This is a genomic window from Halarcobacter bivalviorum, from assembly GCF_003346815.1.
Lineage (GTDB): Bacteria > Campylobacterota > Campylobacteria > Campylobacterales > Arcobacteraceae > Halarcobacter > Halarcobacter bivalviorum.
In genome coordinates this window covers 1,644,652-1,665,690 of sequence record NZ_CP031217.1, presented here as the reverse complement: position 1 = coordinate 1,665,690, position 21,039 = coordinate 1,644,652, and the positions used below count along the sequence as shown (strand labels likewise).

General features: G+C 27.5%; 23 protein-coding genes. 6 read left to right on the top strand and 17 right to left on the bottom strand.

All coding sequences use genetic code 11. The features are described 5' to 3' along the window. The first annotated feature begins 84 nt into the window (after positions 1-84). From ABIV_RS08480 to trpC, 4 genes are read left to right on the top strand one after another with little or no spacing between them, the layout of a single operon-like run. Complete coding sequence (locus ABIV_RS08480; RefSeq protein WP_114839468.1) at positions 85-795, top strand: tRNA1(Val) (adenine(37)-N6)-methyltransferase; 711 nt, start codon at positions 85-87, stop codon at positions 793-795. Beyond that, positions 792-1,172, top strand: coding sequence for a YkgJ family cysteine cluster protein (locus ABIV_RS08475; RefSeq protein WP_114839467.1), 381 nt, complete (start codon positions 792-794; stop codon positions 1,170-1,172). Before ABIV_RS08480 ends, ABIV_RS08475 begins: the two co-directional genes overlap by 4 nt. Continuing rightward, positions 1,148-2,443: a tetratricopeptide repeat protein gene (locus ABIV_RS08470; protein ID WP_114839466.1), complete on the top strand. Its 1,296-nt coding sequence runs from the start codon at positions 1,148-1,150 to the stop codon at positions 2,441-2,443. The genes ABIV_RS08475 and ABIV_RS08470 overlap by 25 nt, the downstream gene beginning before the upstream one ends. Beyond that, entirely contained in the window at positions 2,440-3,231 is a 792-nt protein-coding gene (gene trpC, locus ABIV_RS08465; RefSeq protein ID WP_114839465.1) for an indole-3-glycerol phosphate synthase TrpC, read from the top strand. Before ABIV_RS08470 ends, trpC begins: the two co-directional genes overlap by 4 nt. A 43-nt stretch (positions 3,232-3,274) precedes the next feature. Here the strand turns inward: trpC and ABIV_RS08460 are convergent, their stop codons facing one another. The 15 genes from ABIV_RS08460 to ABIV_RS08390 all read right to left on the bottom strand — a co-directional run bounded on the left by ABIV_RS08460 (position 3,275) and on the right by ABIV_RS08390 (position 18,565). Next, positions 3,275-4,774: a hypothetical protein gene (locus tag ABIV_RS08460; RefSeq protein WP_114839464.1), complete on the bottom strand. Its 1,500-nt coding sequence runs from the start codon at positions 4,772-4,774 to the stop codon at positions 3,275-3,277. A 259-nt stretch (positions 4,775-5,033) separates the two neighbouring features. Continuing rightward, positions 5,034-5,471 (bottom strand): hypothetical protein, encoded by a 438-nt coding sequence (locus ABIV_RS08455; RefSeq protein ID WP_114839463.1) that lies wholly within the window; start codon positions 5,469-5,471, stop codon positions 5,034-5,036. Between the two features lie 2 nt (positions 5,472-5,473). After that, positions 5,474-6,166, bottom strand: a complete 693-nt coding sequence (locus ABIV_RS08450) for a DUF4198 domain-containing protein (RefSeq protein WP_114839462.1) — start codon at positions 6,164-6,166, stop codon at positions 5,474-5,476. 120 nt (positions 6,167-6,286) lie between these two features. Continuing rightward, positions 6,287-6,964: a YggS family pyridoxal phosphate-dependent enzyme gene (locus ABIV_RS08445; protein ID WP_114839461.1), complete on the bottom strand. Its 678-nt coding sequence runs from the start codon at positions 6,962-6,964 to the stop codon at positions 6,287-6,289. A 3-nt stretch (positions 6,965-6,967) separates the two neighbouring features. Next, a complete protein-coding gene (gene rseP / locus ABIV_RS08440) occupies positions 6,968-8,023 on the bottom strand; it encodes an RIP metalloprotease RseP (protein WP_114839460.1) in 1,056 nt (351 codons plus the stop codon). Positions 8,024-8,042: 19 nt separating this feature from the next. Then, the gene (gene pgsA, locus ABIV_RS08435; RefSeq protein ID WP_114839459.1) at positions 8,043-8,585 is read right to left on the bottom strand and encodes a CDP-diacylglycerol--glycerol-3-phosphate 3-phosphatidyltransferase; all 543 of its coding nucleotides are present in this window, start codon (positions 8,583-8,585) and stop codon (positions 8,043-8,045) included. After that, the gene (locus ABIV_RS08430) at positions 8,585-9,364 is read right to left on the bottom strand and encodes an enoyl-ACP reductase (RefSeq protein WP_114839458.1); all 780 of its coding nucleotides are present in this window, start codon (positions 9,362-9,364) and stop codon (positions 8,585-8,587) included. Before ABIV_RS08430 ends, pgsA begins: the two co-directional genes overlap by 1 nt. Then, entirely contained in the window at positions 9,364-10,251 is an 888-nt protein-coding gene (gene dapA / locus ABIV_RS08425) for a 4-hydroxy-tetrahydrodipicolinate synthase (protein WP_114839457.1), read from the bottom strand. Before dapA ends, ABIV_RS08430 begins: the two co-directional genes overlap by 1 nt. Before the next feature lie 20 nt (positions 10,252-10,271). Beyond that, complete coding sequence (locus tag ABIV_RS08420) at positions 10,272-11,600, bottom strand: M16 family metallopeptidase (RefSeq protein WP_410471240.1); 1,329 nt, start codon at positions 11,598-11,600, stop codon at positions 10,272-10,274. Positions 11,601-11,617: 17 nt separating this feature from the next. Then, a complete protein-coding gene (locus tag ABIV_RS08415) occupies positions 11,618-12,676 on the bottom strand; it encodes a quinone-dependent dihydroorotate dehydrogenase (RefSeq protein WP_114839455.1) in 1,059 nt (352 codons plus the stop codon). Between the two features lie 61 nt (positions 12,677-12,737). Next, a complete protein-coding gene (locus ABIV_RS08410) occupies positions 12,738-14,447 on the bottom strand; it encodes an ABC transporter ATP-binding protein (protein WP_114839454.1) in 1,710 nt (569 codons plus the stop codon). A 38-nt stretch (positions 14,448-14,485) separates the two neighbouring features. Then, a complete protein-coding gene (gene murJ, locus ABIV_RS08405) occupies positions 14,486-15,793 on the bottom strand; it encodes a murein biosynthesis integral membrane protein MurJ (RefSeq protein ID WP_114839453.1) in 1,308 nt (435 codons plus the stop codon). Then, positions 15,783-17,330: an endonuclease/exonuclease/phosphatase family protein gene (locus ABIV_RS08400; protein WP_114839452.1), complete on the bottom strand. Its 1,548-nt coding sequence runs from the start codon at positions 17,328-17,330 to the stop codon at positions 15,783-15,785. The genes murJ and ABIV_RS08400 overlap by 11 nt, the downstream gene beginning before the upstream one ends. Before the next feature lie 47 nt (positions 17,331-17,377). After that, on the bottom strand, positions 17,378-18,031 hold the full coding sequence (locus ABIV_RS08395) for a ferritin family protein (protein ID WP_114839451.1): 654 nt from the start codon (positions 18,029-18,031) through the stop codon (positions 17,378-17,380). Between the two features lie 96 nt (positions 18,032-18,127). Beyond that, complete coding sequence (locus tag ABIV_RS08390; protein WP_114839450.1) at positions 18,128-18,565, bottom strand: Dps family protein; 438 nt, start codon at positions 18,563-18,565, stop codon at positions 18,128-18,130. A 197-nt stretch (positions 18,566-18,762) separates the two neighbouring features. Here ABIV_RS08390 and ABIV_RS08385 point away from each other — a divergent pair, with 197 nt between their 5' ends. Then, the gene (locus ABIV_RS08385) at positions 18,763-19,167 is read left to right on the top strand and encodes a Fur family transcriptional regulator (protein ID WP_114839449.1); all 405 of its coding nucleotides are present in this window, start codon (positions 18,763-18,765) and stop codon (positions 19,165-19,167) included. Between the two features lie 14 nt (positions 19,168-19,181). Here the strand turns inward: ABIV_RS08385 and ABIV_RS08380 are convergent, their stop codons facing one another. Further along, positions 19,182-20,099, bottom strand: coding sequence for a calcium/sodium antiporter (locus ABIV_RS08380; protein ID WP_114839448.1), 918 nt, complete (start codon positions 20,097-20,099; stop codon positions 19,182-19,184). Then, positions 20,100-20,519, bottom strand: a complete 420-nt coding sequence (ybeY, locus tag ABIV_RS08375; RefSeq protein ID WP_114839447.1) for an rRNA maturation RNase YbeY — start codon at positions 20,517-20,519, stop codon at positions 20,100-20,102. Between the two features lie 112 nt (positions 20,520-20,631). On the opposite strand from ybeY, the gene ABIV_RS08370 reads away from it, so the two are divergent. After that, positions 20,632-21,036, top strand: coding sequence for a thioesterase family protein (locus ABIV_RS08370; RefSeq protein ID WP_114839446.1), 405 nt, complete (start codon positions 20,632-20,634; stop codon positions 21,034-21,036). The last annotated feature ends 3 nt before the right edge of the window (positions 21,037-21,039 follow it).

The window sequence follows — 21,039 nt, the reverse complement described above, 5'->3', positions numbered from 1 at the left end:
AATCTATTTTTCACTATTTACTTGTATCACTAAAGTTAAATATATTATTAGGTATAATCACAAAAAATTATTTAGGGGTTCTTTTTGCTTTTATATCAGCCAAATGGTGGCTATTGTTACAATAGTGATACACATTTTTTATTTAACTTTATTTGTGATAATTTAAAAAAGTTTAAAAATATAAAAGGTGATTTGCTTGATATAGGAAGTGGAAGTGGAATTTTAGGTCTTTTAGTTGCAAGAGATTTTGAAAAATTGAATTTAAATCAATGTGAAATACAAAATACTTTTCAAGAGTTGTCTCTTAAAAATGCAAAGTGCAATAAAATAGAGACTACAATGCATAAAGGCTCATTTTTAGAGTTAGAGTTTGATAAACAGTTTGATATTTGTGTTTCAAACCCTCCTTTTTATCATAGTGATGTAATAAAAAGTGAAAATGAAAATATAAAAATAGCAAGATATAATGATAGTTTACCTTTAAATGAATTTATTAAAAAAGCTTCAAAACTTTTAAAAAGTAGTGGTAAATTCTTTTTTTGCTATGATGTTAAACAATTAAATGAAATTATATTTTATTTAAAAGAGCATAAGTTAAATCTTGAGTCTTTACAGTTTGTTCATCCTAAAAAAGATAAAGATGCTACTTTAGTATTAGTTTATGCAAGAAAAAACTCTAAGTCTTTACTTAGTGTTTTAAAACCTTTAGTTGTTTTTGAAAATGAAGATTTTACAGATGAAGTTAAAGAGATATATAAAAAATCTTCAACACATAGTATAAAAGTGGAAATATGAGTTTAATAAAAAAAGATGGATATGATTTTGCTTTTAACCCAAAGGGTTGTGAAACCTGTAATGGAAACTGTTGTATAGGTGAAAGTGGAAATATTTGGGTAAATAAAGAGGAAATAGAAAGATTAAAGAATCATTTAAATATTTCATTAGAAGAGTTATCTAAAAGTTATATAGAAAAAAGAGGTTATAAATATAGTATAAGAGAGGTTAAATTAGCAGAAGATAATTATGCTTGTATTTTCTTTGACTTAGAAAAAAAACAGTGTGGTATTTATGAGGCTAGACCAACTCAATGTAGAACTTTCCCTTTTTGGGAATATTTTAAAAAGAATAAAGAAGAGGTTATAAAAGAGTGCCCAGCTATAGAAACACTTTAGTAATTTTATTAAGTATATTTCTTTTTTTTGGTTGTTCTTTTCAATCAAATAATACTTTAGTAAAATATGATTTTGAATATAAACCTTATCAAAATGAAAATGAGTTAATTCTTCATGCCTTAGAGTATATTAAAGAAGGTAATAGAATAAAAGCAAGTAATCTTTTTTTAGAACTTTTTCATAAAACATTAAATGATGAATATCTTTTTGAATATGCTAGATTAGCTTTTTCAATTAGAAAGTATGATGAAATAATTAATGTAATTGAATCAAATCAAAATAATATAGTGAGAAATGAAGAGAAAGTATTAAAAATATATATTCTTTCTTTAATGCAAAAAAAAGAGCTTGACAAAGTAAAAATAAATTTAGATAAATTATTAAAAATATCTAAAAGTGATAGTAATAAAGAGTTATTAGCAAATTATTATTTATTAAAAAAAGATTATAAAGAAGCAAAAGATATTTTTGAAGAAGTATATGAAAAGTCTTTAACTTCTGCAACTTTATTAAATCTTGTAGATATTATGTATACTTATTTAGGGGAAAAGAAAGAAGCAATAAACTATTTAGAATCACATTTAAATATTTATGGTTGTGATAATTTAGTTTGTTCAAAATTACTTGGATTTTATCAAGAACAAAATGATATAAATGGAGTAATCTCAGTTTTAAAAAGAACTTATACAAGTTTTAAAGAGAATGATAATGTTTATACTCTTGATAAAGTTTATAAACTACTAATGTACTACTTAGAAAAAAAAGATATTAAAGAAGCTATTTCATTTTTAGAAGAGACAGGTGCAAATGATGAAAGACTTTTTGTACTTTATCAAAATGCAAGAATGCCAGAGAAAGCTTTTGCTTTAGTAAAAAAATTATATGATGAAACTGGAAATTTAGACTATCTTGCACAAATTGCAATGTTAGAATTTGAAGTGGCGAAAGATAGAAAAGAAGTATTACCAAGTGTAATTAAAAAATTTGAAGATGTTTTAGCAGTTTTAGATAATCATATTTATCAAAACTATTTAGGGTATATTTTAATTGATTTTGATATAGATGTTAAAAAAGGGCTTGGTTTAGTTAAAAAAGCATTAGAAAAAGCACCAAATAATTTAGCCTATATTGACTCTCTTGCTTGGGCTCAATATAAGTTAGGTGATTGTAAAAATGCAAAAATAAATATGAAAAAAGTTGTTGATAGCACTGGATTAAATGATGAAGAAATTAGAATTCACTGGGAAAAAATTAAGGAGTGTAGTAAGTGATATTAGATGAAATAAATAGAAGAACGTTAGAAGATGTTGAAAGAAGAAAAAAAGAGTATTCTCTTGATTGGTTAGGAAGAAGTTTAAGTGCAAATCCTTTTCCTCCTAGAGATGTAAAACCTTATTTAACTTCTACAAAAGAAGAGCCAATTAGAATTATTGCAGAGGTTAAGAAAGCAAGTCCAAGTAAGGGTGTAATTAAAGAGGATTTTGACCCTTTACAAATTGCACAAGATTATTCTGTAAATGGAGCAAATGCAATTTCAGTTCTAACTGAGCCTCACTATTTTCAAGGAAACTTAGAGTATTTAACTCAAATTAGAAGATATGTACCAACACCACTTTTAAGAAAAGATTTTATTTTAGATAAATATCAAATTGTTGAAGCTTTAGTTTATGGAGCAGACTTTATTTTACTTATTGCAAAGAGTTTAAGTACAAAAGATTTAAAAGAGCTTTATGAATATGCACTTCATTTAGGTTTAGAAGTATTAGTAGAGATACATGATAAAGAGGATTTAAAAAAAGCTATGCATTGTGGAGCTAATATTATTGGAATAAATCATAGAAATCTTGAGACATTTGAAATGGATATGAATCTTTGTGATGAGTTAATTCCAATGATTCCAAATGGAAAAATTATTGTAGCTGAATCAGGGGTTTCAAATATTGATACTATAAAAAGATTACACTCTATTGGAGCAGATGCTTTTTTAATTGGGGAACATTTTATGAGAGTTCCTTCTATTGAAGAAGAACTACAAAAATTTAAAAATGCTTTAGCATAATAGCTAAGGTATTTTTATTTCTAGTATAAGCGTAAGAGCTAGATTATAGCTCTTCGCTAAATACTTTACTTAGAATTTCACTTTCACTTAATTCTTTTCTAACTTCAGTTTTTGGTGGATTTTTAATAAGTAAAACCATCTCTTTTAAGTCATCTAAGTTATATTTTGTAAGGTTGTTGATTAAAGTATCGTTTATCATCTCTTTTTTTAAAGTATCGTTATTAATCATTTTTCCAATAACGGTTTGAAGATTTTTTCTTGTTCTATCAAATACTTTTTCTTCTTCTGTTAAAACTTTACACTCTTTTTCTAAATAAGTAATAAGACTATCACCTTTATATTTATATGTTTTAACCGTGTTATATACAAATTCTTGAGACTTAACATTTTCTAAATAAACATTTGTAAAAACATATCCTCCAACAGCAACAAGACCAACAAGAGATTTAACTGGGTTATGAGAACAAATAAAGTCTTCTTTTACTCTTACTGGTGCATACTCTAAAGAAGTGATATTATTTCTTAATACAATAAAGTTTTTATTTACTTCAATTGGTCCACCTTTTAAAGAGACCAATTCATTTTTAAATGCTAAGAAATCTCCATCAACTCTTTTAGGACTTCCTTCTAAAGTTGTAAGTTCATTATCACTAATATCAAAATCACCTTCCACTTCATGAAATCTAAGAGGAAGTTTTGATAGATTTTCCAATTTTCCTGATAATCTTACATCTCCATGTACTCTTACTGAGTTATCTGGAAGAACATGGTACTTTTTAATACCCATTCTATGTAACCATCTTTCTACTTCATCTTTAGTTGTTAATGCAAGTAAAGGTTTATAGATATGTCCAATTACCTCTTCACCTTTATATTTCCACATTTTTTTCTCTTCATCGAAGTTTCTAGAAATGTGATTTAGTGAGATATCAGTAAATAAGTTCCAAGAGATTTCATCTGCAATATCATTTAAGTTTTTAAGTTGATTCCAATAACAAATATAGTCTTGTCCAACTGTAATAGGACCACCTCTTAATAGTTCAAGTCTATTTTTAGAACAATCAAAAGTTCCTTCAACATATTTAGGACCACCTTCTAAAGAAGTAAGTACATTATTTGAGCAATTAAAATAGTTTGAAATACTTCTTGGAGCACCTTCAATAGACTCTAGTCTATTGTTTGAACAATTATAATAACCTGCTACTTCTTTTGGTCCATATGATAGGTTATTTTTAATTTCATTGTTTGAACAGTCGAAATCTCCAACTTCATTTGGTGCACCGAAAAGTGATGTTAATTTATTATGTGAACAGTTAAAGTCTCTAACTACTTTTTTTGGAGAACCTTTTAAACTTGTTAGATTATTGTTTGAAATGTTAAAATACCCATCTACAACGTCAAATTTTACAGGAAGTTCGTCTTCTTCAATTTTACCTTCTAGATTAACACTACCATGTACTGTGATATATAAGTCTTCAGATATAGTGAAATTTTCTATACCCTTTTTAGTTAACCACTTCTTAACCTCATTTACATCATTCATCAAATGCCTTTAAAATATTTAGAAATATTTTGAATATTATATTCATTATATCATATTTTATTTTACATTTTTATATACAAAATTAAAATAAATATGAAAGATTGAATAGTTTTAAAAAAAATAAATTAAAAGCCTATAAAATGGGCTTTTATAGAGTTTTTAAATAGTTCGAATTATTTGAAAAATATTATAGTTATAGATATAACTTACAATATTATTTAAAAGATTATTTTTTATATAGATTAAAAAGACACAAAAATTAATTTGTATCTTTTTTTCTTGTTTTTAGTAAAGAAATTATTCCAAAAATACCAAATAAAAAACCTAATGCAGATATGATATTTAAATATCTATCATAGGGAGTTTTTTCAAACTCTTTTACATTTTGTTTTTCATCTATTGTTACATGAAAACTTTTTAGATGAGAACCATGATCACTTGGAACATCAATATCAACTTTCCATTTTCCATGACTATCTGGAACAAAAGCAAAATTACCATTTAAATCAGTTTTTCCTTTTGTAAAAGGTAACGAGCTTTCAGGTGCATAAATAGTTATTTTAGCATTATCTATTGCAATATTATTAGGTGCTGTTACTCTAATTGCTACAGCACCATCAACAATATTATGAAATACTCCATGTGCAAAAACAGTAGCAGATAATAAAAGCGATAAAAATAGAGTTCTTAATATCATAACTATTTTACTTCAAATGAGATACTACTTTGAATAGTGATATTACTAACTTTTGGATCACTTATTTCACTTGAATAATATTGTGCTGCAATAATTTGTAAACCTTTTGATTTAACTGGAATATTAGCTATTCCAAATTTATTTGTTTTGATATTTAAGTCCTCATAATCTGATGTTTCAAATCCTGCTCCTTCTAAAGCTTTACCATCTTTTACTACTAATACAGGTAGGTTTTCTCCAGCTTTAATTGTAAGAGGATTGATTAAAGGAATAACTTCTAAAGGAAGTCCTGATGGTTTTAAAAAACTTTCATTCCATTCAAAAAATCTTTTTCCATATTTGATACTTTTTAAAGTATTGTAAACAATTCCTTTATACTTAGAAGGCTCAATATTTTCATATCCATTTTCACCTTTTACCCAATATCCTGCATCAAAAACTAAACTAATCATTGCAGGTTTTTTAGCAGTTAATAAAACAGGTTGTTTTTTTGAATAATCAATTCCTGTATTTATCTCTTTATTATTTGTATCAAAGGCTAAAGCACCTTTTAACTGATTAGATTTATATTCTTGAAATTTTCCATGTGCCCAAAAATTTGCTTCATATGTATTGTTTGGACCTTTTTGTGCTGTAACTTGATGTGCAAACAAAGTTGCAGTTGATAATAGTAATGAAATTGTAAGTTTTTTCATTATAATCCTTTCTAAATGATTTGTAGGATTCTAATTGAAAAAGAATAAACTTGAAATAATTTTTTTGTGATGTTATGTATTTTTAGAACTAAAGAGTTTTAAATAAAAGAAAAAATTCTTTTATTTAAATAGTGTTGAACCAACTCTAATCATATTTGAACCACAAGCAATTGCAAGTTCAAAATCAGAACTCATTCCCATAGAACAATATTTTGCTCCATAAATTTTAAGTTCATCAAAGATATTTTTAGTAGTCATAAAAGAGTCTTTGATAATATTTCTATCATCTACATGAGCTCCAATACTCATTACTCCTTTAAGTTTGATATTTGGACACTCTTCTAAGATTTTTTTATAAACTTCAATAGCTTCTTCTGGCATTACACCTGTTTTACTATCTTCTTTTGCAGAGTTTATTTGAAGTAAACATGACATTTTTTTGTTTTTTGCTTCAAGTTTTTTATCTAATTCTTGAGCTAATTCAAAAGAGTCAAGTGATTGCATTAAAGTAGGATTTAAATCAATAAGATTGTTAATTTTATTTTTTTGTAATCTTCCTACAAAATGCCACTCAAGAGGTAACTCTTCTAAGTCTATTGATTTTTGTTTTAAATCTTGAACTTTATTCTCTCCAAATGCTCTTTGTCCAGCACTGTATAAAGTGGCTACATCTTCACTTGTAGAGTATTTTGAAATACCAATAATTTTTACAATATGGTGTTCAGAAACTCTAAGTCTTGCAGCTTCTACTTTTGAAATTACTTTATCAAGATTTTCTACAGCTTTTGTTTTATCCATTTTCTATCCTAAAAATAATCTATTAATATCGTTATAAATACCAAGCAACATTAAAGAGCCTAAGATTACCCATCCTGCGATAGTTAGATACATAAATACTCTATCACTAGGTTTTCTTCTTGCAATTATCTCATAAAGGTTAAACATAATATGTCCACCATCTAAAGCAGGAATTGGAAGTAAATTTAATACTCCTAAATTCACAGAAATAAGTGCAGTAATTGCAAGTAGAGCAATTATAGAAGATTCACTTGCATCAGAAATAACTTTTCCAATAGTAATTACTCCACCAATTTCACTACTTGGAATAATTCCTTGAATAAGTTTTTGAACTCCTAAGAAAATCATCTTTGATGACTCAATAGTTTTATCCCAAGCAAAAGAGATAGCACTTACAGGGTCATGGTAGATTGTTACAACTTTAGGTGCAGGAGAGATACCAATCATTCTTTTTTTGATATTTTCTCTAAACATATTTTGTGCATCAGAAACATGAGGATTAATAACTTTTGAAATAAATTGTCCATCTCTTTTTATATAAAAGTTTAAGGCACCTTCAGTTGAGATAATAGTCTCTCCAATTTGTTCCCAAGTTTTAATTTCAGTATTATTGATTCTAATTATTTGGTCACCTGGTTTAATACCAGCTTTAAGTGCAGGAGAGTTCTCTTGTACGGTTCCAACAGTTGGGCTTAAAGAGTTTGCTCCTGCAAGTGCAATTACAAAATATAAAATTGCTGCAAGGACAAAGTTTGCAAAAGGTCCTGCAAAAAGTATAATTATTCTTTGCCAAGGTTTTTTATTGTTATATGAATCTGTTCCATCTTCATAAAGACCAGGTTTTGTATCATCTTGACCTTTCATTTGAACATAACCACCAAGAGGAATAAGAGCAATTTGCCATCTTGTTCCTCTCCATACTTTAGAGTAAATTTGCTTTCCAAAACCAATTGAAAAAACATTAACTTTTACTCCAAAATATCTAGCAGCTAAAAAATGTCCTAATTCATGAAAAAATACTAAAAATGAAAGTACAAGTAAAAAAGTTATAGTACCCAATTATTTTCCCTTATGCTTTTTAAATCTTATAATAGTCTCTTAAATATTCATATCCTGAATATAAAGTTAAGATAACTGCAATCCATAAAAGTGTGGTTGCAAATGGCCAGTTCATAATTAAAAATCCAATTGCAATCATTTGAACAACAGTTTTGATTTTTCCTGCCATTGTTGAAGCAACACTTTTACCTTCACTAACAGCAACAACACGAAGTCCTGTAATAAAAAACTCTCTTGATAGTATTAAAAATACTGCCCAAGCAGAAGCTCTATCTATAATCATAAGACCAATAAATCCTGCAAGCATTAACATTTTATCTGCAAGTGGATCTAAAATTGCACCTAATTTTGTCATTTGATTCCAACGTCTTGCTATAAAGCCATCAAAGAAGTCAGTAACAGAAGCAAGTACAAAGATTAAACCAGCAAAGTAATCAAGCCAAGACGGATGCCATGAAGCAAAAACAGAAGAGTCTCTTTCTAGTAAAAACCATAGCATTAGCGGAGCTAATGCTATTCTAAAAAGAGCTAAAGTATTCGGTAGATTTAAGGCTTTAGACATTATTTAAAAGTTGTCCCACCATCAACAATTAAAGTGTGCCCAGTAATCCAAGAAGCATCACTTGTACATAAGAAATAACAAGATTGTGCTAAATCTTCTGGCTGACCAATTCTATTTAATGGAGAGTATTCAGCAGTTTTAGCTTTAACTTCTTCATAGTTAGTAAACGCTTTAAGTGCATCAGTATCAATAGGACCACCAGATACAGCATTTACTCTAATATTCATCTCTCCAAGTTCAGTTGCTGCATATCTAACCATTGCTTCAACTGCTGCTTTATTTGTACCATGTCCAGAGTAGTTTTCAATATATACTAAGTTTCCTGTAGAAGATAAAGAAACGATTGCCCCTCCACCAACTTTTTCCATTCTTTTTGCTGCTTGCTGTGCTCCACAAACAAAAGCATTTACTGTAGCAGTATAGATATTATTTAATCCTCTAGGTTTTAGTTTCATAAATTTACCATATCCACCAACTACAGCTCTACCATAAATCATTGCATTTGAAATGAAGAAATCAACTCTATCAAAGTCTTTGTCAATCTCTAAAAATAGCTCTTTATAGTTTTCAGGCTCTAAGATATTAAAAGGATATGCTTTACACTTTACGCCAAATTTTTCTTCAACATCTTTGCATATATCTTCAGCAATTTGTGCATTTGAATTATAAGTAAAAGCAACATTTACACCATTACTAGCAAATTTATATACACACTCTTTACCGATACCTTTTGTACCACCAGAAATTACTAAAGTTTTACCTTTCATTTCGTTACTCATTATTTAATTACCTCATAATTTTTTAAAATTTTTTCTATCTCTTTTAAGTTTTGTGCACTTGGTGCAGTTAAAGGAAGTCTATACTCTAATGTATCTAATAATCCTGCTATATACATTGCTGCTTTGATAGGGATAGGATTACTTTCACAGAAAAGTACAGAATTTAAAGGATATAAATCCTCATTAATTTTTTTAGCTGTTGCAAAATCTCCTTCTAAAACCGAATGTACAAGTTTTGATTTTAAGTTAGGTAGAATATTAGCTGTTACTGAAATATTACCTTTACCCCCACTTGCTAAAATTGGAAAATCAATACCATCTTCACCAGAAACAATAACTAAATCTTTTCTTCTTGATTGTAATTCAACAATTTTTTCTAAAGACCCACTTGCTTCTTTAATTGCATATATATTTGAAACATCATCATATAATCTAATTACTGTATCAGTTTCAATTTCAACACCTGTTCTTCCTGGTACATTATAAAGCATAAAAGGAATTTCAACAGAGTTTGCAATTGCTTTATAGTGTTGATATAAACCCTCTTGTGTAGGTTTATTATAATATGGAGCTACCGATAATAGTCCATGTGCACCAACTGCTTGTGCATGTTTTGCAATATCACAAGCTTCATGCGTAGCATTAGAACCAGCCCCTGCAATAACTTTTGCATTTGTTCCCTTACAAGTTGCAACTGCAACAGAGATACAATCTTTATGTTCGGCATGAGATAAAGTTGCACTTTCACCTGTAGTTCCTACAGGAACAACTACATCAATACCTTGTTCAATTTGTCTTTTAATTAATGATTCATATTTTTCTAGATCAACTTTTCCATTTTTAAATGGTGTAATCAATGCGGTCATCGCACCGGTAATAATTTCCATATATTTCTTCCCTTCGTAAATTATTTTTCTTTTTTTAATATCACTGTTGTTGAGTTTTTCTTTGTTAAATATTTTTTAGCAACTTTTGAAATATCCTCTTTCTTTAGCTTTTCAATATTCTTTTCATACTCAAAAAGTGGTTTTGTATTTCCTCTTACAAAATAGCTACCATATAAAGAAGCTACTGAACTAGAACTCTCTAAAGAGAAAATAAAATCAGCTTTCGTATTTATCTTAATTCTTTCAATCTCTTTTTGGCTAATCTTTCCATCTTTAATATTTTTAATAATATTATCAATCTCTTTTTTTACATCTTTTGCTTTAATTCCTTCATTACACACAGCTACAAAAAGGAATAGACCTGGATCTGTAAGTTCTAAGTTATAAGCATATACTGAATTAACCAGTCTTTTTTCATCTACAAGGATTTTTTGTAAATAAGAACTTTTCCCTGCACTTAATAACTCACTTAAAGCACTTAATGCAACTTGATCCTCATGTTCATAGTTTGGAATATGAAAAGCCATTGCAAGCATTTCAACTTGGCTATCTTTATAGATAGTGATATTTTTTTCACCATCTTGTTGTGGCTCAACCATATGTACTTTTTGAGGAATCTCTTTTTCATTTTTGATTTTTGCAAAATACTTTTCGCTTGCTTCAAAAACTTCTTCTTTAGTAATATCTCCTGCAACTACAATAACTGCATTTTTTGGTTGATAATATGTAGAATGGAAATCTTTTATATCTTCAATTGACCAGTTCATAATATCTTGTGTAAAACCAATTGGAGTCCAATGATATGGATGGTAAATATAGGCATTGTTAAATAGTCTATATTGTAAATATCCCATTGGGTTATTATCAGTTCTCCATCTTCTCTCTTCTGCTACTACATCTCTTTCTGGTTGAAACTCTTCATCTTTTAAAGTTAGGTTTTGCATTAATTCTGCAAAAAGCTCTAAAGATTTTTCCATATTCTTTGAGCTAGATTTAATAAAATACTTTGTGTAGTCAAAAGATGTTGAAGCATTATTTACTCCACCAAATCCTTTAACAATTTCATCAAACTCACCAGCTTTTAGGTTTTCTGTAGATTTAAAATTTAAATGTTCTAGCATATGAGCAATTCCACTTTTACCCATAATCTCATTTCTACTACCTACATTATAAAAGATATTTGTAGAAACAACATCTGAACCATTATCCATCTCTATTGCAACTATTTGTAAACCATTTTCTAAGGTTTTAGTATGATATTTTAATAGACTATTAGCCATTAAATCTCCCGTAAAAATAATGAATAGCGAAAAGTGAATAATGAATAGTTTTAATCTTTTTATACTCATACTTTCCTCTATTTTTTTTATATTAAATCAGAACCTATTACTTCTGAAATGTTATTAAAACCATCTTTTTGCATTAGTTCTAAAATCTCTTCATTGATTTTTCTAACCATAGATGGACCTTCAAATACAAGCCCTGAATAAGCTTGAACAAGTGTTGCTCCAGCTTTTAATCTTTTATATGCTTCTTCTCCTGTTGAGATACCACCAACAGAGATTAAAATTGTTTTTCCAAATAACTCTTTTGCAATCTCTTTAAAAAGATCCCTTGATTTTTCAGTTAAACAAGCTCCACTTAAACCACCAAAATTTTGGCAATTTGGAACTAATGAATAATCAATAGTTGTATTTGTAGCAATAATACCTGCTGCACCTGCATTAACTGCTGTCTTACAAAGTTCAATTGCAACATCTACTTCCATATCAGGAGCAATTTTAAGAAAAATTGGTTTATCAGTAAGTTCTTTTGCCATAGAAAATAACTCAGTAATAAATTTTTCATTTTGTAAATCTCTTAAGTTAGGTGTATTTGGACTAGAAATATTAATAACTAGATAATCACTACTATCTTTAAATTTTCTTATTAGTGCTTTATAGTCTAATAAAGCATGCTCTTCAGGTGTTGTTTTATTTTTACCAATATTTGCCCCAACTGGAATAGTAAAAGGGTAAACTTTTTTTAGGTTTTCTAAAACAATTGAAGAACCTTCATTATTAAATCCCATTGCATTTTGAACTGATTTTTGCTCTGGATATCTAAACATTCTAGGTTTTGGATTTCCCTCTTGTGCTCTTGGAGTCATTGTTCCAATTTCAGTAAAACCAAATCCTAAAGCAGGCATAGATTTAATCATTGTTGCATTTTTATCAAATCCTGCAGCTAAACCAACTGGATTTTTAAATTCTATTCCAAAAACTTCTTGCGTAAGTTTTGGACTCATTACAAAATTTTTCTTTACCATATAATCATTTAAAATTCTGCAGTTAGGTAAAACTCTTAATGCGTACTCTCCTAAATGGTGAGCTGTCTCAGGTTGAAACAAAAATAATATTTTCTTTAATGTGTTATAGGTAAACAAATATTTCCTTTTTTATGAAATTTTAACATTTTATCTAAAAAGTATTGAAAAAAACTTGATATTAGATATTTGCAAGATTGTAAAGTCTTTGATACTCTTTACAATTATTTAATAACTCTTCTTCACTGCCTACACAAACAATTTCACCTTTTTTGAATACTGCTATTTTATCAGCATTTTTAATAGTACTTAATCTATGTGCAATAACAAAAGTAATTCTATTTTGACATACTTCATCTATTACTTCTGAAATAATTGATTCACTCTCATTGTCAAGGGCTGAAGTTGCTTCATCTAAAATTAAAATTTGAGGGTTTTTATATAAAGCTCTTGCAATAGCAATTCTTTGCCTTTGTCCTCCACTTAGATTTGTACCAAATTCATCTAAAGTAGTATAAATACCATTTTCCATATCTTTTACAAAATCATAAGCATGAGCCTGTTTTAGAGCTTCAATTACTTTCTCTTCATTTAACTCTTCACCATAAGCTACATTTGCGGCAACTGTATCATTAAAAATATAAACTCTTTGTGTAACTACAGATATATTTTTTCTTAAATCTTTTATGCAAATATCTCTTAGGCAAGTATTATTAAATAGAATTTGTCCTTTACTTGTGTCATAAAATCTAATAATAAGATTTATAAGTGAAGATTTTCCTCCTCCACTATCTCCAACAAGAGCAACTTTTTCTCCAAGTTTTGCAGTTAAATTAATATTTTTTAAGGCTACAAAATCTTCATATTTTAACTCTACATCTTTAAACTCAATAGATTCAACTTTTTGAGGAATATTTTGTTCCCCTGTTAAAATTGTAGGTTTGATTTCATAAACAGTTAAAATTCTTTCATGGGCTGCAATAGCACTTTGTAGTTTATTATAGATTGTTGATAATCTTTTAATTGGTGCATAAAGCATAAAAAGTGCAGCAATAAATGACATAAAAGTACCTGTTGTCATTTCTCCTTTAATTACTAAACTTCCACCATAAACTATTACAATAGCAGCTGCAATAGCCCCTAAAAACTCCATTAGAGGAGAAGTTAATTCTGAAGTTTTAACTGATTTAATATTTATATCAAAAAACTTTTTATTGTGTTTTTCAAATTTTTCTAACTCAGTTTTTTCTGTAGAGTTTGCTTTAATAATCTCAACATTATTAAAAATTTCACTTAAATGTGAAGTAATATCCGAAGCTTTTTCTTGTGATTTAAAAGATAGTTTTTTCATCTTTTTTGCTAAAACTGTAAGAGGATAAATAGCTAAAGGCATAACTACAAGTCCATAAAAAGCTAATTCAGCACTTTGATAAATTACAACACCAATTAAAGCAATAATTGTTAGGATTTCTCTAATCATTCCTGCAATTTGGCTTGAAACAGCAGATTGAATTTTATTAATATCATTTGTTACTCTTGAGATTAACTCTCCACCATGTTTTTTCTGGAAAAAATCTATATCTAAAGTTAGAATATGAGCTAAAAGTTTATCTCTTACAATTCTAATAATATCTTGACCAATATATGAAGTATAGTAGATTTGAATATACTTTCCAACACCTTGTGCTGTTTGTACGGCTATTAGTAAAACAGGTACTATATATAGCATTTGTTGGTCTTTTTCAATGAATACTTGGTCTAAAAGAGGTTTTACAATATAAGCAAGTCCTGCACTACCTGCTGCTACCCCTACAATACCTATAAGCGCAAAAAATATTTTTAGTTTATAATCTTTGTAATATGGTAAATAGTATTTAAAAAAATCTTTCATTATTTTCCTATGTTTATTTTAAAAAGGTAATATTATATCTAAAGTTTACTAAAATACAATGTTTTAAGGTTTTTTAGCCCAAACTCTTTTAAGGTTAAAATTAATAAAATAAATCCACTTAATGTACTTGCAAAAGCAAGTCCAGCTGCACCATAAGGTTTGATAAGTAATAATGAAAAAATAATATTAAAACCTAAAGCTTTCATAGAGATTTTTGCAGCTAAAAACTGCTTCTCATGTGAATATAACCAAAGAGAAAATATTTTTGCTAAACCATATGGTAAAAGACCAATAAGATACATTGTTAAAATAAGTGCTGTATTTAAAGTGTCTTCATTTGTAAAAGCACCTCTTTCAAATAGAAGCCAAATTATCTTCTTATCAAATACAATTCCAATTAGTGTTGCAAAAGAAAGTAGGGCAATTAAAATAATCGAAGATTTTTTCATAAGTTTTAGAGCTTGGTTTTCATCTTTATTTTTAATAGCTCTTGCAATCATTGGAAAAAGAGCAATAGAAGTTGCAATAGCAAAAAGAGCGAGGGGAAGTTGAAAAACTCTATTTGCGTAATAAAGATAAGAGATTGAACCACTTACTAAAAATGAAGCAAGCCAAGTATCTAAAAATGCAGAAATATGTGCTGTTGAACTACCAACTGTAGCACCTAAAAAACTTTTATAAAATCTATTTTCCTCTTTTTTTTGATGTTTTCTAAAGGTAAATATTTTACATAAGTTATATTTTTTTACTGCAAATAAATGTACTAAAACTTGTAAAATACCACCTACAAGTACCCCATATGAAAGATAAAAAGTAATCTCATATTTTTCTAAATCTTTTGAGATTAAAAGTGCTGCAATTAGTGCAAGATTCAAAAGAGCAGTAGAATATGCTGTTGTTGCAAAATGGTGTTTATATTGTAAAAGAGCTGCCATAAAAGTTACTACAAAAATAAGTGGTAGATAATAGAAGTTTATAGCCACTAAAGGTGAAGCTAATGCAACTGTTTGTTCATCAAAACCTAAAGCAATAGCTTTTGTAATAAGTGATGAAAAAAGAGTTACAACAAGGGATAGGACAATTAAAAAAGCAAAAAGTTGTAAAAAGATAATAGATGAAAATCTAATTTTATATTTTGCTTTTGCATATGAAGGAATAAAAGCTTGTGTAAAAGCTCCTTCTGCGAAGATTCTTCTAAAAAGATTTGGTAATTTAAAGGCTACAAAAAAGATATCTGAATAGATATTAGCACCTAAGATAGAAGCAGTTAATAAGTCTCTAACAAAACCTAAAATTCTAGAGACTAAGATACCACTGCTATTTGTAAAGATTGATTTAATTAACATATATAATATCGCTTTTATTGAAAATAACTAATTGAATTTTATCGACATAATATCCAATTTGTGCTCTTTTTATGATAATAGAAGAGCCATTGGGAGGAATAATTTCTTTATTTTTAAAATATATAGCTATTTTTTTATTATCAAAATAAAAGTATCCTTTATTAAAAGTTCCTCTTATCTCTTTTATAATCTCATTTTGATTTTTTAAATCAAAAGGGTTGATTTTTGTGATATCTAGATAAAGATTTTTATAATCAACTATTTTGCCCTTATAATTTTTTATTTCAAACAAGCTTATCTCTTTTAAACCATTATACGTTTTGATTTTTTTTATAATTAAATCATAAGAAAAACCTTCTGATAACTCATCACTTTTTTTATAAACAAAAATAGCTCTATTATTTTTTTGTTTGATAATGATATTTTTATCATCTTTTAATAAAACAATGCAATCTTTTAAAAGAACTTCTTTTTCTAAATTTTCTAGCTTATATAAGTCTTCTATTTTTTTTATCTCTTTTATATTTTGTTTCTCTTGTTTTAAGATAGAGAATTTTGCAAGTATTGGAAGATGGTCTGAATAACCTTTAGCTAAGTGAACTTTATTTTTAATTTGCCATCTATTTATTCTTTTATTTTTATATAAATAGGTTGGCTTAAAAATAGAAAAGCTATTTGAAACATAAGAGATTTTTTTATTATCAAACATAGAGTAGGGTAAAAGAATATTATCAGGAGTAACATTTCTTCCTCTAAACTTACTGGAAAATCTCTCTTCTATACTCTTTTCTAACCAAGGATTAAAATGAACTGTTGCTTCTTTATATTTTAATATATTCTCTTTTGTAATAATTTTATCTTCTATATAACTATTTAAAACATGGTTTATTCCTGTAAGTGCATTTGTAGTGTTTAATCTTTTTTCATTAAAGATAGTTTCATATTCATTATAATTTGAGTTAAAATCTCCTACTAAAATATAATCATAATCTTTAGGTAAAAGCTTAATTCTATCAAAAAGTTTTTTTGCATATTTTATTCTATAGTTTTCAGGAACTGCTTTTGAAGGCCAATGATTATTAAATACTTTAAACTCATTATTTTCAAAAAGAAAAGTAGTTTCTAAAATGGGTCTAAAAAGTTTATTTGAAAACTTAACTTCAATTGTTTTCTCTTCAATAATTTTTATTTTACTTAAAAATCCTAATCCAACACTTGAATTTTTATATTTATTAAAAGAGAGATATTTATATTGAGGGAGTTTTATTTGTAAAAGTTTTAGAAGTTCTTTATTTTCAATCTCTTGTAAAGCAATAATATCTGCATCAATCTCTTTTATTACTTTAATTATATTTTTTAATTTAATATCAAAAGTTTTTCTATTCCAGTTTGATTTTGTGTTAGGTTTGTACTCTTTATAATCACTTTTATTTAAAGTTAAGTCAAAAAGATTTTCAACATTATATGAAGCAATAGTAAACTCTTTTGAGAATAATAAAGTAGAAAAAAGAAGTAGTAGGCTTAAAAATCTTATCAAAAATATCTCCTAAAAGAAGATATTTTATCAAAGAATTGTTTTAATAATTATTTTTTACCGTTAAGTCTTGTTTGATACTCTTGTGGATGTTTACATACTGGGCAAACTTTTAGGGCTTTTTTACCTCTATGAACATGTCCACATACTTCACAAATCCACTCTTCTTCTTCATTTTCACTGATAAATTCTTCACCAGCTTCAAGTCTTGCTAGTAACTCTTTGTACATATTCTCATGTTCTATTTCAATATTTCCAATAAGTTTTAGCATATTTGAAATTTGTGTATGTCCTTCATCTTTAGCAATTTTTGCAAAATCTGGATACATAGTCACATTTTCATAACTTTCACCTGCAATTGCAATTTTTAAATTCTCTACAGTATCTCCAAACTCTTTTCCTGTTAGAAGTTCGTTACAGGCTCTTAACTCTAATTTAGCATGCATTTTTTCATTATCAGCTGCTCTTTGGAAGTGTGCTGCAATATCTCTGTATCCTTCTTTTTGAGCAATTTTAGCAAAATATTCATATTTGTTTCTTGCCATAGATTCCCCAGCAAAAGCTTTCATTAGATTTACAGCAGTTAAGTTTTCTGTTATCATTTCCATTTTTTCACCACAACAATGAAGTTCTCCACCACCAACTTTTTGTACTTCTACTACATTTCCGCATTTATTACATCTATATGACTCATATTGTCTCATATTTTATTTCTCCTTCATTAAGTTTGTGATTATTATGTTTAGGTGAACATATAATTAAAAATTATAGTTTACCTAAACTTAAGATGGAATATTAGATTAAGCTAAAGAAGCTTTTATCATCCAAATATTTTTTTCTAAGTGAGCAATATTGTCATCTGCAAAAGTTGCTGTTGTACTATCTTCATTTTCAGCTGCAAGTTTTGATAATTTTTTAAACTCTTTTAAAAATAGTTCAAAATCTTTAAGTATATTTTCTAAAACATATTTTGCATCAAAATCTGTTTTTTTATCTTCTTTAATAAAAGAATTAGACTCTATATCACTTAATAACACTAAAGGTTTATCTCCTACTTGAAGAACTCTTTCTGCACAGTCATCATATAATGTACTAAATTGTTCATACATTTTTTCAGTCATTTCATGAATAGGAAAAAACTGCATACCTTTTATATTCCAGTGGTAGTTATGTAGTTTTGTAAACATAACTAAAGAACTAGCTTGCATTATTTTTAATTGTTTAACTGTTTTTTTCATTTTAATTCCTTTTGGATAATTTTTTTCTTTTAAGAATTATAATCCATATAATCTTAAAGGAAAATTATTATCTTCTACTAAATTTAATTAATCAAATAATTTTTACATTTTTTGTATATTATTCACAATATAAAACTCTGCAAATAAAAAACTAAAGTTAGTTTTTAGTATTATTTTATGCAGGAAAGGGGATAGAAATGATTAATAGCTCAATTTTATTAAAAGAGTATAATTTAAAAGTTACTCCACAAAGAGTTGCAATTGTTGATGAATTATATTCAAATGGGCATATGAATATTGATGAACTTTATAAAAAGTTATTAGAAAAATTTCCTTCTATTTCTCTTGCAACTATATATAAAAATGTAAATGCAATGGTAGAAAAGGTATTTTTAAATGAAGTAAAAATTCCTGATGCAAAGTCTGTTTATGAATTAGCAAAAGAGGAACACTCTCATCTTGTATGTTCTTCTTGTGGAATGATAGAAGATATTATGATAGATACATCAATATTACAAAGCTCTATAAAAGCTCAATCTGCTTTTAAAATTCAAAATGTAGATGTAGTTTTTTCTGGACTTTGTAAATCTTGCCAAAAATAAATCAAAATAGTCTTTTAAAGACTATTTTGAATAACTAATCCTAGTACTACTAATAAAACAATACCAGCACTTTTATTATAAAGTTTATTAGCTGCAATAAATACTAACATTACAGATACTATAAATGCAGCTGCTATATCAAAGAAGTTTTTACTTAAATCTACACTTAAATCATTTAACATTGAACTTATACCTAAAACCATTGTAAAGTTTGCAACATTTGAACCAATAATATTTCCAATTGCTAAATCTGCATTATTATTCATTGCTGATTTGATTGAGATTGTAAGTTCAGGTAAAGATGTTCCAAATGCAACTAAGAATAGTCCAATAACCCATTCACTAATTCCAAAAGACCTAGCGATATTTCCTGCACTATCAATTGCAAAATCTGCACCTGCAACTACAAAAATAAAACCTACAGTTAATAAAGCTAAAGTCTTAGGCCATTCAAATTTCTCTTTTGCAAGTTCTTCATCAATTTCATCAACTTGATTTGAACCAATAAGAAAAAGTAAATAAGCTCCCATTAAACATACAAATAAGATACCATCTACAAAGTTTAGTTTTCCATCTATAGCCATTAAAATAAATACTAAAATAGGAAATAAAGACCAAGCAGAATCTTTTGCAAAAATATCTCTATTTGGATTGATTTTTTTAGCTAATAAAAATACTGCACCTAAAACTAATGAAATATTAAAAATAGTACTTCCAATAACATTTGCAACAGCAATATCTCCACTTCCTTTAATTGAAGCTGACATTGAAACTGCCATTTCAGGTAAACTAGTACCAACTGCGATTAGTGTTGCACCTATAATAAAGTGTGAAATATTATAATGAAGTGCAATTTTTTCACTTTGTTGAATAATAAACTCTGCACCATAAATTAGTGCTCCCATTGATACAATAAATATCAAAAAATCCATTTATGAATTCCTTACAATTAAACTATTTGGTAGATTGAATTTTTTAATCAACTCTTCCTCTTTTTGACGATGTTCTCCATTGTCAACTTCGTGATCATAACCTAAAAGATGAAGTAAACCATGAATAAATAAAAGTTTTAATTCATCTTCAAAACTATGTTCATACTCTTTTGCTTTTTGATCAACATAATCAACTGATATTACAATAGAACCTAAAGGCATATTTGGCATATCAAAATCTAATGGAAATGATAATACATCAGTCGCTTTATCAATATTTCTGTGCTCTTTATTTAATATTTGAATCTCTTCATTATTTGTAAAAATTAACTCAATTTCTTTTGTAGTTAATTCTTTCATAATAGTTTCAAGTCCTGAAATATCAATATCTAAATCAGTTTGATTATCTAAGTCAATCATTAAGCATTTCCATTTAATTTTCGCGGATTATATCTAAAATATTATAAAGAGGAGTATAAAAAAGATTTGCTTTATTTTTTGCTACAATAAATAAAAAACTTTAGGAGAGAAAATGGAATTAGAAATAGGGACACAAGCAACTATTGAGTTTAAAGTTAAATCTTCTGACTTAGCAAAAAATTTAGAAATCTCAAAAGAGGATGATTTTCCAGAAGTTTTTGCTACTGCAAGATTAACTGCTCTTATGGAGTGTGCTGCTGCAAAGGTATTAATTCCACTTTATGAAGAGGGACAACTATCAGTTGGAGTAGAAGTAAATTTAAAACATCTTGCACCAACTTTAGAAGGGGATATTGTAAAAGCTACTGCAACATTTATTGGAATGGAAGGCAAACTTTATAAGTTTGAAGTTGAAGCTGAAGATTCTGCTGGAAAAGTTGGTGTGGCAACACATACAAGAGCTATTGTTACAAAAGAGAGATTGATGGCTGGGGCAAATAAGAGAGTAGGAAAATAGATT